At 71.8% G+C, this 400-nt stretch carries 1 pseudogene; it reads right to left on the bottom strand.

The window, feature by feature from the left end:
* Positions 1–237, bottom strand: a pseudogene (locus PUR61_RS21230) (hypothetical protein); the annotation flags it as partial.
* Positions 238–400 lie beyond the last annotated feature (163 nt).

Below are 400 nucleotides of genomic sequence, written 5' to 3'. Positions count from 1 at the left end.
GGTCATGAACCGGGAGGAGGCGTAGGAGACGATCTCCTTGTAGTCCTCCTTCGTGTAGAACCAGCCGGTACCGCGGGTGAAGCAGATCTGGGTGGTGGCGGCGGGGTGGGTGGGGCTCGGCAGGGCGTCGTTGGCGATGCGCCGGCGGTGGTGGTGGGGAGGGTGGAGTTTTTTCGCGCTGGGGGGGGTGTGTGGGTGTGGGGGGGGGGTGGTGTGGCGCGTTGGGCGCCCGCCCACCGCCCCCGCGCCTTCCCGCCCCCCCCGCCGCCCCCCCGTTGTTAATGCGTGGGCGTCCACCGAGTTCGACACGGCTTTGCTCTATCAGTCCCGCCCCGCCGCTGTTCCGATCTACGCCCGCGGTCCGCCGTGACGACGCCGAGCCTCGCGCGCCCTCGCCTCG

Origin of the sequence: Streptomyces sp. BE20, assembly GCF_036322525.1 — a bacterium.
Lineage (GTDB): Bacteria > Actinomycetota > Actinomycetes > Streptomycetales > Streptomycetaceae > Kitasatospora.
The sequence above is the reverse complement of the archived record's forward strand: the minus strand, read 5'-3'. Positions and strand labels throughout refer to the sequence as shown.